Annotated in this window: 9 protein-coding genes; 4 read left to right on the plus strand and 5 right to left on the minus strand. The window is 70.2% G+C overall.

Features of this window, described 5'->3' with window-relative positions:
* Positions 1-28: 28 nt before the first annotated feature.
* The 3 genes from DVS28_RS11870 to DVS28_RS11880 all read left to right on the plus strand — a co-directional run bounded on the left by DVS28_RS11870 (position 29) and on the right by DVS28_RS11880 (position 6,996).
* Positions 29-2,188 (plus strand): clostripain-related cysteine peptidase, encoded by a 2,160-nt coding sequence (locus tag DVS28_RS11870; protein ID WP_114591640.1) that lies wholly within the window; start codon positions 29-31, stop codon positions 2,186-2,188.
* A gap of 144 nt (positions 2,189-2,332) precedes the next feature.
* Positions 2,333-6,040, plus strand: a complete 3,708-nt coding sequence (locus DVS28_RS11875; protein WP_164710420.1) for a S8 family serine peptidase — start codon at positions 2,333-2,335, stop codon at positions 6,038-6,040.
* A complete protein-coding gene (locus DVS28_RS11880) occupies positions 6,031-6,996 on the plus strand; it encodes a hypothetical protein (RefSeq protein WP_114591642.1) in 966 nt (321 codons plus the stop codon). The genes DVS28_RS11875 and DVS28_RS11880 overlap by 10 nt, the downstream gene beginning before the upstream one ends.
* 21 nt (positions 6,997-7,017) lie before the next feature.
* On the opposite strand, the gene DVS28_RS11885 is transcribed toward DVS28_RS11880, so the two are convergent.
* The 4 genes from DVS28_RS11885 to DVS28_RS11900 all read right to left on the minus strand — a co-directional run bounded on the left by DVS28_RS11885 (position 7,018) and on the right by DVS28_RS11900 (position 9,924).
* Positions 7,018-7,467: a YbjQ family protein gene (locus tag DVS28_RS11885; protein ID WP_114591643.1), complete on the minus strand. Its 450-nt coding sequence runs from the start codon at positions 7,465-7,467 to the stop codon at positions 7,018-7,020.
* Positions 7,468-7,469: 2 nt separating this feature from the next.
* Positions 7,470-7,814 (minus strand): YbjQ family protein, encoded by a 345-nt coding sequence (locus DVS28_RS11890; protein ID WP_114591644.1) that lies wholly within the window; start codon positions 7,812-7,814, stop codon positions 7,470-7,472.
* A 68-nt stretch (positions 7,815-7,882) separates the two neighbouring features.
* Positions 7,883-9,286, minus strand: a complete 1,404-nt coding sequence (locus DVS28_RS11895; RefSeq protein WP_164710421.1) for a cell wall-binding repeat-containing protein — start codon at positions 9,284-9,286, stop codon at positions 7,883-7,885.
* 152 nt (positions 9,287-9,438) lie between these two features.
* Positions 9,439-9,924 (minus strand): low molecular weight protein-tyrosine-phosphatase, encoded by a 486-nt coding sequence (locus tag DVS28_RS11900; RefSeq protein WP_114591646.1) that lies wholly within the window; start codon positions 9,922-9,924, stop codon positions 9,439-9,441.
* A gap of 105 nt (positions 9,925-10,029) precedes the next feature.
* Between DVS28_RS11900 and DVS28_RS11905 the strand changes: the two genes are divergently transcribed.
* Positions 10,030-11,109 carry an alkene reductase gene (locus DVS28_RS11905; RefSeq protein WP_114591647.1) on the plus strand — a complete coding sequence of 360 codons (1,080 nt, stop codon included), beginning with the start codon at positions 10,030-10,032 and terminating at the stop codon, positions 11,107-11,109.
* Positions 11,110-11,177: 68 nt separating this feature from the next.
* Here the strand turns inward: DVS28_RS11905 and DVS28_RS11910 are convergent, their stop codons facing one another.
* Complete coding sequence (locus tag DVS28_RS11910) at positions 11,178-12,968, minus strand: acyl-CoA dehydrogenase (protein ID WP_114591648.1); 1,791 nt, start codon at positions 12,966-12,968, stop codon at positions 11,178-11,180.
* Positions 12,969-13,022: the final 54 nt, after the last annotated feature.

Raw genomic sequence — 13,022 nt, forward strand, 5'->3', positions numbered from 1 at the left:
ACCGCACGACGGGAAACGGGAACGGCTCATGAGGTCGAGGACGGTTGCGCTGCTGGGTGCCCTGATGCTGCTGATGGCAGCCTGCTCGGGGGCCGACGAGCCACTCGAGACGCCCACGGGGGTGGACGCGTCCGACAGCGGCGACGGCAGCGGCGACGACACCGGAACCGACGGTGCCGAGGCCGACGCCCCGGCCGCGACCGACGACGCCACCGGGGACGACGACGACGGGCGGACCAGCGGCGACGGGGGAGCGGACACCACGCTCGTCGGCGATGTGGGCTTCGGCCTGGACGTCGAGCCGCTCGAGCCCGAGTCGTGGACCTACATGCTGTACTCCATCGCCGACACCAACCTCGAGGAGCCGATGCTGGAGGACGTGGCCGAGATGGCCACGGTGGGCTCGCCGATCGGGGTCAACACCGTCGCGCTGGTCGACCGCGAAGCGGGACACACCGACCAGCCGTTGCTGAACCTCGACGACTGGGAGACGGCCAAGCTCCTGTACGTCCAGGCCGACGAGTTCGCCGAGATCGCCGACCTCGGCGAGGTCGACATGGCCGACCCGACGACGCTGGCCTCCTTCATCGCCTTCGCCGTGGAGACCTTCCCCGCTGACAACTACGCCCTGACCATCTCCGACCACGGCGGTGGCTGGACCGGGATCGGCCCCGACGACAGCAGCGGCGAGGTCCTCGACCTCGGCGAGCTCGCCGCCGGTCTGCAGGCCGGACTCGACGTCGCGGGCCTCGACCGCATCCAGCTGCTGGGCTTCGACGCCTGCCTCATGGCCACCTACGAGGTCGCCAGCGCCCTGTCGCCCTACGCCGACTACCTCCTGGCCTCCGAAGAGCTCGAGCCGGGACACGGCTGGGACTACGGTGCCCTCGGTGCCATCGAGGCCGACCCGACCATCGACGCCGTCGGACTCGGCACGGCCTTCGTCGACGGGTTCGTCGGGCAGGCAGACGCACAGGGGACGGGCGCGGAGATCACCCTCTCGCTCCTCGACCTCGCGGGCATGCCGACGCTCGAGGACGCCATGTCGACCTTCGCCGGCACCCTCACCGAGCAGGTCGAGGCGCTCGGCGTGCTGATCGGACGCCAACGGGCCAGCACCGTGGAGTACGGCCGGTCGCCCGATCCCTCCCAGAGCACGCACCTCACCGACCTCGGCCAGTTCGTCGCCGAGATCGGGGTGCAGAGCCTGCAGGTGTCCGACGACGCGGATGCGGTGCTGCGTGCGATCAACGACACCGTCGTCGCCCAGACCGTCGGGCCGGCCCGCCTCGGCTCGACCGGCATGTCCATCTACTTCCCGCCCAGCGACGACCTGGCTGACGGCGCCTACCTCCAGGTGCCGGGCAGCGAGGCGTGGGCCCAGTTCCTGACCGCCTACTACACCGCGGGCCAGTCGATCCCCCGTGGCGGGCAGCCGGCTGCGGCGGGCCAGGACGCCGCGGAACATGCCGCCCCCGAACCGACCGATGGCGAGGGCCTCGGCACCGAGGGCGACGGACCGAGCGTGGTCGGCGCCGACGCCACCGTCACGCCGGTCGAAGGGGGCGTGGAGGTCACGGTCGAGCTCGATCCGGCCTCACTCGCCAACGTCGTCGACGCGCGCCTGTCCTTCGGCTACATCGACCCCGACGACGGGGCGATCGTGCAGCTCGGCGACACCGCGGCGGAGATCCTGGGCGACGGGACCGTCGCGGGGTTCACCGACCTCACCGTCCTGACCCTCACCGACGCGGACGGCGACTCCGTCGACGCCTACCTCGAGCTGGACTTCGACGAGGAAGGAACCCTGGCCTACGCGAGCGTGCCGCTGGACTACCAGGCCCCCGGATCGGACCTCGTGGAACCGGTCGACCTGTCCATCGTGCTCGATGCCGACACCGGCGACGTCCTGCAGGAGGTCTACTACCTGCTCGACGAGGAAACCGGGTCCTACGGCGAGCTGCAGGCCGACCCCACCGCTCTCATCGCCCCTGTCGTGCTGGTGTACCTGCCCGACGGGACCGTCGAGTGGCAGGCCTACGGCGACGGCGCCCTCTTCGCCGACCTGCCGACGCTGCAGTACGGACTGGAGCTGCTGGACCCCGGAACCGAGATCTACGTCGACCTGACGGTGACCGACTACGGCGGGAACCAGCTGATCGCATCGTCGACGTTCGTGCAGGAGTAACGTCCGACGTCCCACACACCCGGAGGCCCTCGGGGGATCATCCCGGCATGCGCCCCGCCCTCGCCGTACGGTGTTGCAGCGGTCCCCCCTTGTAAATCAATGGGGTTGTAGTTAACTATTGAGGCGCTTGACATGGAGTGTGGGATGCGTCTGTCTGCCGTCAAAACTGCATTGGTGTCCGGGGCGTTGGCGCTCGGGCTGCTTCCGGGAGCCCTTGCCGCGCCCTCCGTGGCCGAGCCTGCTGACTCGTCCACCGACACCTCGTTCTCGGGGACGGTCGAGCAGACCTGGTCGCCGGGGGAGCTCGACATCGACTGGGCGGCCTTCGCGGCCGAGCACCGGGAGGAGTTCGAGCGCAGCGAGTTCGCGTCCGCCGGCGACGGCGCCGCCGACCGCGCTGCTGCGGCCCGCGAGGCCGTGCAGGCGGAGTACCTCGGCGAGGCCAGCAGCGACGCGACCTACAGCTCGCTCGAGCAGCAGCGGTCCGGCGCGATCGCCCAGCAGTACTACGACGAGTGCGACGACGGCACCAACCTGCCCAACAACGGCCTCCAGGCCAGTCGGCAGCTGCTGTTCCGCGGTGGCGCCGACGGCGTGTTCGGCCCCAGCTACAACGTGCCGAACCCCGGTGGCAGCGGCAACGAGCCGCCCCCGCGGATCGACCTGCGCAGCATGTTCATCCTGCAGACAACCGACGACGGCGGCCGGTTCGACCAGACCGCCTTCCTCGTCTACGCCTGCCAGGAGTGGGGCAACACCGACCTCGGCGCCGGCGGCATCACCTTCGGCCTCTACGTGACCGCTGAGGAGGGCGAGACCCAGTACCCCACCGTCCTCGGTGACCCCGAGGCGGGGCCGGACTTCGTGGTCTCGATCTTCCCGGAGAACAACGTCCCCGGTCGTCCCCTGCAGATCATGGCCGTGCGCACGCCCTCGCGGAACGCCTCGACGTGGACCGTGACCTGGCTCGACGAGGCCCAGCGCCTCGACGGCTACGAGATCGACGGCGTCGTGCCCACCAGCGCCATCGGTGACTTCACCGCCGACTCCGGCTTCGCCTGGACCGTCGAGGTCGTCGACACCCAGACACCCGAGGGCGGGCGTGACTGGTTCCCCGAGCGCAACTACCTCATCCGCGTCGGTGAGGGCGACAGCGCCGTCGAGGGCACCCACGTCCCCCAGTTCCCGGTCCCCGAGACCTGCGGCCTGCAGTCGGAATCCGCGGTCCGCTACAACCTGGAACCACAAGCGGTCCCCAACGACGACGGCTATCCGGTGCAGTGGTACCACCCCCAGATCGCCACACCGAGCGCCTGGGACACGATCCGTGACTCCTCCACCGGCGGTCGCAGCCGGCCCGTGACGGTGGCCGTGATCGACTCCGGCATCGACTCGACCCGCTTCGACTTCCTCGCTGGTGGTGCCCGGGTCGTGGCTGGCCTCGACGCCGTCTACGGCCTCGAGCTCGAGGGTGGCAACAACGGCGGGGCCATCGGTCCCTTCGTCGGCCCGCAGGCCACCGGTTACGAGTCCTTCGGTGCCGCCGCACCCCCCCGCAACTCCGACCGGGGCCCCCACGGCACGGCCGTGGCCAGCCTCATCGGGGCGACGGGCAACAACACCATCGGCATCGCCGGCGTCGACTGGGGCGTCCGCCTCATGCCGATCCGGGTCAACGACGTCAACGAGTGCATCGACAACGTCGTCGTGGCCGAGGGCATCAAGTGGGCCGTCGACCACGGCGCCGACATCATCCACATCTCCCTCGGGTCGCCCGAGACCGCCGACGGCAGCGGCAGCGACCTGCAGCCCGAGTGCAACGACGGCGTCGACAACGACGGTGACGGCACCGCCGACGGCGAGGACCCCGGCTGCGTGAACGAGCAGGACGGGTCGGAGGGGCCGGGCGACAACGCCCCCGACAGCACCCCCGAACAGGTGGCGGCGTGCGCGGACCACCGCGACAACGACGGTGACGGCGTGGTCGACCTCGCCGACGACGACTGCGAGGACGCCACCGACAACTTCGAGTCCCCGCAGACCCCGCTGGTCCAGCCGGCCGAGCCGATGGAGTGCGCCGACGGCATCGACAACGATGGCGACGGCTTCGTGGACGCGACGGACAACGCTGACCTCGGCACCGTCGCCGACCCGGGGTGCGAAGGCGAGGACGACGGCTCGGAAGGGCCGAGCCTCGCCGACGTGGGGACCATCGACGAGCTGGCACCCGCGTGCAGCGACGGTCGTGACAACAACGACGACGACGTCCTGGCCGACGCCGAGGACGCCCAGTGCCTCAACGCCACCGACAACAACGAGGGCCGTGACGAACGCGTCGTCAACGTCGACCCGCTCCGCGAGGTCATCGACTACGCGCTGGAGCAGGGCGTGCCCGTCGTGGCCGCTGCCGGCAACCGTGGTGCCGACGACGACCCCGTGTTCTACCCGGCGGCCTACCCCGGCGTCCTGACCGTCGGTGCGAGCGACCGGTCCGGTGAACGGTCCTTCTACTCCTCGACCGGCCGCTGGCTGGACATCATCGCCCCGGGCGGCAACAACCAGGGCACGCTGTCGCAGGACATCGCGGCCCTGTGGGAGCTCGACAGGATTCGCCCCGTCGCCGGCAGCAGCTTCGCGGCGCCCCTCGTGACCGGCGCGGCCTCCCTCTACCTCGGCCTCAACCCGCACATCACGCGTGGGTTCACCCCGTCCGCGCAGCCGCCGGCCCCCGGCGCGAACCTGCCCGACAACGGCTACCAGCGCACCGTCGACGACGTCAAGATCGCGTTGCAGAACGGCGTCCGGGACCTGTACCCGCAGGGCCATGACATCTTCAACGGCTGGGGACGGCTGAACGTCGACCGCGTGCTCGACATCCCCGCCCTGGGTGGGCCGCTGGTCGACCCCGCGCGGCTGCAGCTGCCCCGCACGAACGCCGACTCCGTGATCGAGGTGGCCGAGGGCGTCGCCCTGTCGCGGCCCCTCGTGTTCCCCGACTTCGTGGTCCTGACCCGCAACGATGTAGCTGTCGACGCCCTGGCCGGCGCCTCGTTGCTGCGCGGTGGCCCGCTGCTGGTGTCGACACACGACGCGGTCAGCGACTCGACGATGGCCGCCATGGCCGAGGTGCTGCCGAACGGTGGACGTGTCTACGTCCTCGGTGGCGAAGCCGCGCTCAGCGCGGACATCGACACCCAGCTGGCCAGCCACGGCTACGAGGTCGTTCGCCTCGCCGGCGACTCGCGGGTCGACACGGCCCTGGCCATCGCCGAAGAGGTCCGGCGCGTCTACCCGGGCTCCACCACGGTGGCCTTGGCCCGCAGTGACGGTGGCAACGACCCGACCGCCCAGTGGGCCGATGCCCTGAGCGGTGGCGCCTGGACTGCCAGCACCGGCACACCGCTGCTGGTCACACCGGGCGACCAGCTGCACCCCGGCGTCGCCGACGCGCTGCAGCGCTGGGGCACCCAGGAGACGATCCTGTTCGGTGGCGAGGCCGCCCTCTCCCAAGCTGTCGAGGCCGCCGTCCCGGGGGCCCGCCGGATCGGCGGTGCCGACCGTGCCGCAACCGCCGCGATGATCGCCGAGGACCTCTGGGGTGACACCGAAGGCTTCATGGTCGCCAACGGCTACTACGCCCGCGGCTGGCCTGCGGGCCTCGCCGCGGCAGGGTGGGGCGCCGACGTGAACGCGCCGCTGCTGTACACCGGCGCCGACGCCGTGCCCCAGGCCACGGTCGACGTGCTGGCCGCAGCCTGCCCCGACACCGACTCGATGCAGATCGTGGGTGGCGCCTCGCTCGTCACCGGGTCGGCGGAGACCCAACTGCTGGAGGCTGCGACATGTGGCTGAGCAAGCATCTGTCCATGGTCCTCGGGCTGGCGCTGCTCGGCGCTGCCTGCATCAGCTCCGAACCACCGCCGGCCGAGGCCGACCCGGTGGTCGTGGCGCCGGTGACGACGGCGCCCGCCGAGCCGCTCGAGCCCGTCGACGAGGCCACGATCGCCCTCGTGGAGGACTACTGGGAGGCCCGTGACGCGGCCTGGGCTGCTGGCGTCGAGGCCGGCCTCGCCTTCTCGGTGGCCAACAACCACCCGCTGCTGAACTACACCGCCGACGACTGCCGGGAGGCCTGGTTCAGCGGGGAACCGCCGGTCGGATTCGCCGAACGCAACGCCCTTGCGCCGGGGACGATCGTGTCGGACCCCGACTTCATGATGACCGTGGGGCCGCTGGCCGGGCGTGACCTCGGCGAGGGGCTGCTGGAGATGGTGGTGGCCTTCGCCTACGAGGGTCAGGGCCTGTTCGTTGCCGATCGCGTGGCCGACGTGCACCTGCAGGTGCTCGACGGACGGGTCAGCCACTTCCTGGTCTGCGAGCCGATCGAGATCACGGTCGTGGAGAGTGCCTCGGGCGGCGCCACAGGGGACGGCACCACCGGTGGTGGCACGACCGGGGACGGGACGACCGGTGGTGGCACCGTCGTGACGGTGGACCCGGTGACCGGCGAGCCCGTCACGGTCCTCCCGCCCATCACCGCCACCCCCGTGCCCGTCACCCCCGGAGACGGGGATGGCGACGGCGACGGTGATGGCGACGGGGATGGCGACGGTGACGGTGAGACCCCGGCCCGTCCCAACCCGCCCGGCACACGCCCGCCGGGATCCGGCATCGACTTCTGCGAGCAGGGTGACCCCGGTGCGCAGCCCGTGGCCGGCGACTACTTCCTCTGCCCCGACGACGACGTCGACCTGACGGAGACGGAGGAGCCGACCCCGGCAGCCTCCGACGACGTCACCCGAGGCTGAGGCCAGGGCCGCTCGCCGCCCTCAGGTCCTGAGGGCGGTCCCGTAGCAGATGATCTCCGAGGCACCGAGGGTGATGGTGCTGGTCTCGAAGCGGACGTTGACGACCATGGTGGCGCCGGCCGCCATGGCCTCCTCGACCATGCGCAGCCGTGCCTCCCGACGTCCCCGGTCCAGCACAGGGGAGAGCGCCTTGACCTCGCCGCCCACCAGGTTGCGGAGCGAGGCGGCCAGCCGTTTGTAGTAGTCGGTGGCGATCACGACGCTGCCGCTGACGAACATGGCTCCCGGCTGGATGGACGTCCCCACAGGGGGTCGGCTGAGGTCGGTGACCGGGACGTGCGCGGTTCGTTGTTCCCGCTCGGTGAGGTCGGCGAGATGGGCACGCTCGCGCTGCTGGCCGACCAGCCCCCCGACGACGAGCAGCGCGATCGGTACACCCAGCTGCAGGAGCGGGATGAAGAGGGCCTCCACGGCTACATGCCCGGGGCGGTGGCTGCCCCGCGCTGCTGGATCGTGACGGCGGTGCCGTAGGCGTACAGCTCGGCGGCACCTCCGGCGACCTGGCTGGTCGTGAAGCGCACGTTGACGATGGCGTTGGCCTGCAGCTGCTGCGCCTGCACGATCATCCGCTGGACCGCTTCGTTGCGGGCCTCGACCATCAGCTCGGTGTAGGCCGTCAGCTCACCGCCGACGATGTTCTTCAGGCCCGCGCCGATGTCACGGCCGATGTTCTTGGCGCGAATGGTGTTGCCCTGGACGAGGCCGCGCAGGCCCACGATGTCGTATCCGGGCACGGTTTCGGTGTTGACGAGGATCACGGCCCGGATTCTCGCAGGTCGGCCCGGCACGTACCGCACCGGGGCACCGTGGCAACGGACGAACGAGGTCAGTCCTCGCCGTACCCGCAGACGATTCGCCTCTCCTCACCAGAGTCGTCGTCGAAGTACAGCAGGACGGTGGGTCCGTTGTTCGGGAAGTCAGGTCCACCATCGGCGTGATACTCGCCACGGCTCACCCAGGAGGCAAAGTTGCCTGTCAAGAACGTGAGGACGTTGCCGTTCAGCTGGAACTGACCGCCCTCAGCCCCATGTGGGTCGTAGGTGGTCTGGTCGATGATCTCGACGTTGTCGAAGAAGAAGGTGCCGCCCTGATAACACACGTAGGTCCCCGTCGGGATCGGACCGGTGGGCGGTGCTGGTTGGTCGCCACCAGTTCCACCGTCGTGGATCTTGCCGTTGCCCCCGCCCGCAGCTGTGATGACCCCATCGGCGATCAGACTGTCCGGTCCGGCGCCAATCACCATGTCGATCGGGGAACGCGCATCGATCAGGGTCTGGGTCGCCGCTGGGATCGAGTCGGCGTGCACGTAGACCTGCGGGGCGCCGACCGCCGCCGCCGGCGAGGCGGCTGCAAGAGCATGGACCCATCCCGTCTCGGTGTACCCGTTGACGAGCGTCACCTGATCGGTGTAGGGCCACAACTGGTCAGCAATCGCCGTGGCAGTCGCATCGCGGGCGTCCCCGGAGACCCTGCGAACCGGTCCGTGAGACTGGGCGGCGCGTTGCACGTCGGAGGAGAGCGCCGACGTCCCGCCCAGGAGGACGATGTCGTTCCACGATCGGTCCCGGAGGAAGTTCTCGACTGCCGGGTGCATGGATTCGGGTTGGGTGACCACGATGGGATCCCCGGACAACGCGGCGTACGCGCCACCTGTTGCGGCGTCGGCCCAGGTGTCCGCTCGCGCCAGCAGGACCCGTGTCGTCGGATAGCGCTGGAGTGCATGGGTCGCGATCGCCACCGCAGTCTCGACCCGCGACTCCCCCGCGAACCGCTGCGGACATCTGCCCTGGTCGCGAAGGGCCTGCTCGATCGAGATCGAAACCGCACTGGTCCCACCGAGCAGGAACACGTCGGGCGCGCCGTCACAGCCCGACGGCGGGGGCAGCACGCGATCCAGTTCGGACTGAACCGAGATCGGCAAGGCGGCGTCGCGCCCGCCCGGGACGAACAGGAGGGGTCCGCGGCCCTCGGTCAGGACTGCGCCCGCGAGGGAGTCGGCGAAGACGTCGGCTCGGGCGAGGACGACCTGGGGTGCCGTGTCGGTGTCGAAGACGGCCAGCGACATGTCGATGGCGGCGTTCACCGCGTCGGTGCTGTTGCCGATCCGGTACCGACCCAGGGCGGCAGGCCCGTCACCCGGCTCGCGGCCGGAGGTCTGGGCTGCTACCGAACCGGTCGAAAGGGTCAGGCAGAGGGCCAGGACAACCGACAGCGCGCGACGAACTCCCACTTCGTTCCCTTCTCCATGCTGCGGGCCCGCTGGGGCCGCGCACCCCATTTCTGTCGCGAATACGATACTCGAAGCGAGACTGCGCGTGCGGTCTGCACATCGGAATTCCGGAGCACTTCAGGACGCATCACCGGCACCGTCACCGCCGGGGTTCAGCGTCTCTCGTTCTCGCCGCGGGCGAGCGCTTCCACGAGGCCAGTCGCTGCCGCCCGCACGATGTGCACGACTTCGGTGAATCCCTCGTCCGGACCCGAGTAGGGGTCGGGCACGCCGAGGCCCGGCTGGTCGGTCCAGTCCCGGAACAGTCGGAGCTTGGCGCGGTCCTCGGCATCCCTGGCCAGGTGCTGCAGGTCCGCGAGGTTGGCGGTGTCCATCGCCACGATCAGGTCGAACCGGTCGAAGTCCTCCACGACCACCTGCCTGGCCGTGCCGGACACCGCCAGCCCCTCCCGGCCGGCAGCCGCGACCATCGGCGGGTTCGGTGGCTGGCCGACGTGATAGGCGGCCGTCCCGGCGGAGTCCACCTCAACGGCCACCCCGGCGGCGTCGGCAGCTTCACGGAGGGCAGCTTCTGCGGTGGGGGAGCGGCAGATGTTGCCGAGGCAGACCATGAGCACGCGGATGGGTCGTGGAGACATGGCGATGGGTGTAGCACCGCGGGTCGTCCCGGCGCCAACGAACGGCTGCGCCGAGGAAATAGTACAAAATGGAATCATTCCTGGCGCGGTGCCGTTGGACGAGACATGACCCATGCTGCCCCCCTGCTCAAGCCCGTCTCGCTCGGCGCCATCAACGCGGCCAACCGCGTGTTCATGGCCCCCCTGACTCGCAACCGCGCCGGCGAGGGCCGGGTGCCCACCGACCTCCACGTCGAGTACTACCGGCAGCGCGCCGGATTCGGCGTCGTCGTGACCGAGGCCACGGTCGTGAGCCCGCAGGCCGTCGGGTACATCGACACCCCGGGGCTGTACACCGACGAACAGGTCGCGGGCTGGCGTCGTGTCACCGACGCGGTGCACGAGGCAGGCGGCACCATCATCGTCCAGCTGTGGCACGTCGGCCGGGTGTCCCACACCGACTTCCACGACGGTCGCGCCCCCGTGGGGCCGACGGACGCCAACGCCGAGGGCATGACCTTCACCAGCGACGGCTTCGTCCCGACCTCGGACCCGCGTGCCCTGCGCACCGACGAGCTCGCCGGCATCGTCGATGACTTCGCCGCCGCCGCACGCCGGGCCGAGGCCGCCGGCTTCGACGGCGTGGAGATCCACGGGGCCAACGGGTACCTCCTCGAGCAGTTCCTCGCCTCCGGCGTGAACGACCGCACCGACCGCTACGGAGGTGGGTCGATCACCGACCGGGCCCGGTTCGCGCTGCAGGTCGTCGACGCGGTCAGCGAGGTCATCGGGTCGTCGCGGACCGGCATCCGCCTGAGCCTCGGCAACGGGACGAGCAACGCCGTCGACCCCGACCCCGGTCCCACGCTGTCCTACCTCGGTGGCCAGCTGGCCGAACGGGGCATCGCCTTCGTGCACGTGGTGGAGGGGCTGGAGGACCACGTCCAGGTGACCGCCCTGCGTGACGGTGGCTGGGACGGTCCGGTGATCCTCAACGGTGGCTACGACTTCGAGCGAGGGGTAGCCACGGTCGAGGCCGGCATCGCCGACGCCATCGCCTACGGACGGCTCGCCATCGCCAACCCCGACCTCCCCGCCCGCTTCGAACGCGGTGCGGCGCTCAGCGAGCCCGACAGCGACACCTTCTACGGCGGTGGCGCCGAGGGGTACACCGACTACCCGTCCCTCGACGACGGCCAGGAGTAGCCCCTCCCCGAACGACGCGAACCCCCCGGCCGTGCCGGGGGGTTCGCCATGTCGTGCGCCGGGTCGGGCTAGACCGACTGCAGGCGGGTGTCGTCGATCGCGAACAGGTCGTCGGCACCGAAGGTGACGGAGTCCACGAGGCCGGGGACGGTCGAGAGGATGTTGCCGGCGAAGAAGCGGGCCGTCGACAGCTTGTCGACGAGGAACTGGTCGTCGTCACCGCCGTCGATCGCGGACTTGGCCGCAACGGCGCCCTTGGCCAACAGGCTGCCGGCCATCATCGTCGCGAACATGCGCAGGAACGGGGTTGCCCCGCCGAAGCTGGCGTTGAAGTCCGTCCGGTTGGTCATCAGCCACGTCATGGCCGTCTCGACGGCGTCGACGGCACCCTCGAGGTGCTGGCGGAACGATCCGAACGCCGGGTCGTCCAGCGTGGCGGCCTGCTCGCGGATCTCCGCGAGGACAGCCTTGACGAACGCGCCGCCATCCATGCCGAGCTTCCGCCCGAGGAGGTCCATGGCCTGGATGCCGTTGGTGCCCTCGTAGATGGGGGCGATGCGGGCGTCACGGAAGTGCTGGGCGACGCCCGTCTCCTCCACGTAGCCCATGCCGCCGTAGATCTGGATGGCGATGGAGGTCAGCTCCACACCCAGGTCGGTGCCCCACGCCTTGGTCAGCGGGGTCAGCAGGTCCGCCATCATGCGCTCGCGGTTGCGGACGCCCTCGTCGGCGTGGTGGTGGGCCATGTCGAGCGCGGCGGCGTTGCGGTAGGTCAGCGCCCGGATGGCCTCGATCTGGGACTTCATCGTCAGCAGCATGCGACGCACGTCGGGGTGCTTGACGATGAGGGACTGGCCGTTCTCGAGCTCCTCGTCGCCGGGGGCCTTGCCCTGACGACGCTCCAGGGAGTACTGGACGGCCTGCTGGTAGGCGCGGTCGGCGATCGACAGGCCCTGGGCGCCGACACCCAGTCGGGCGTCGTTCATCATCGTGAACATCTGGCGCATGCCCTGGTTGGGCTCGCCGACCATGTAGCCGATGGCCTTGTCGTACTCCATCACGCAGGTGGGGGAGGCGTGGATGCCCAGCTTGTGCTCGGTGGACACGACCTCGACGGCGTTGCGCTCGCCGATGGACCCGTCGTCGTTGACCAGGTACTTGGGGACCAGGAACAGCGAGATGCCCTTGGTGCCGACCGGCGCATCGGGCAGCCGGGCCAGGACCAGGTGGCAGATGTTCTCCGTCAGGTCGTGGTCGCCCCAGGTGATCCAGATCTTCGTGCCGGAGACCCGGTAGGTGCCGTCCTCGGCAGGCTCGGCCTTGGTGGTCAGGGCACCCACGTCGGAGCCGGCCTGGGGCTCGGACAGGTTCATGGTGCCGGTCCACTCGCCGGTGACCATCTTCGGCAGGAACGTCTGCTGGAGGTAGTCGTTGCCGTGGGCCAGCAGGTCGACGACGGCGCCGGTCGTCAGCATGGGACACAGCGAGAAGGCCATGTTCGCGGCCGTGATCATCTCCTTGACCGCGGTGGCGACGGCCAGGGGGAAGTTGCCGCCCCCGAACTCCTCGGGGAACTGGATGGCCCCCCATCCGGCGTCGACGTACTGGGAGTAGGCGCTGTGGAACGAGTCGGGCGCGGTGACACCCTCGCCCTCGCCGCGGATGACCGAGCCCTGCTGGTCCCCGTCGACGTTGGTCGGGGCGATGACCTCGCTGCAGAACCGGCCGCACTCCCGCAGAAGGCCCTCGACCAGCTCCTCGTCGGCGTGGGCGAAGGCGTCGATCGACTGCAGGGTGTCCAGCTCGGCGACGTTCTTCAGGACGAACATCATGTCTCGAACAGGGGCGCGGTAGGTCATGCGGTACCAGCTCTCTCGGGTCGTTACCGGTCGGTAGGCGAGGGTACCCAAGGG

The sequence above is a fragment of the Euzebya pacifica genome (assembly GCF_003344865.1).
Taxonomy (GTDB): domain Bacteria; phylum Actinomycetota; class Nitriliruptoria; order Euzebyales; family Euzebyaceae; genus Euzebya; species Euzebya pacifica.

Excerpts from the sequence above, each read along its gene's own strand:
- DVS28_RS11870 (WP_114591640.1), top strand. The coding sequence starts at position 29 with ATGAGGTCGAGGACGGTTGCGCTGCTGGGTGCCCTGATGCTGCTGATG.
- DVS28_RS11875 (WP_164710420.1), top strand. The coding sequence starts at position 2,333 with ATGCGTCTGTCTGCCGTCAAAACTGCATTGGTGTCCGGGGCGTTGGCG.
- DVS28_RS11880 (WP_114591642.1), top strand. The coding sequence starts at position 6,031 with ATGTGGCTGAGCAAGCATCTGTCCATGGTCCTCGGGCTGGCGCTGCTC.
- DVS28_RS11900 (WP_114591646.1), bottom strand. The coding sequence starts at position 9,924 with ATGTCTCCACGACCCATCCGCGTGCTCATGGTCTGCCTCGGCAACATC.
- DVS28_RS11905 (WP_114591647.1), top strand. The coding sequence starts at position 10,030 with ATGACCCATGCTGCCCCCCTGCTCAAGCCCGTCTCGCTCGGCGCCATC.
- DVS28_RS11910 (WP_114591648.1), bottom strand. The coding sequence starts at position 12,968 with ATGACCTACCGCGCCCCTGTTCGAGACATGATGTTCGTCCTGAAGAAC.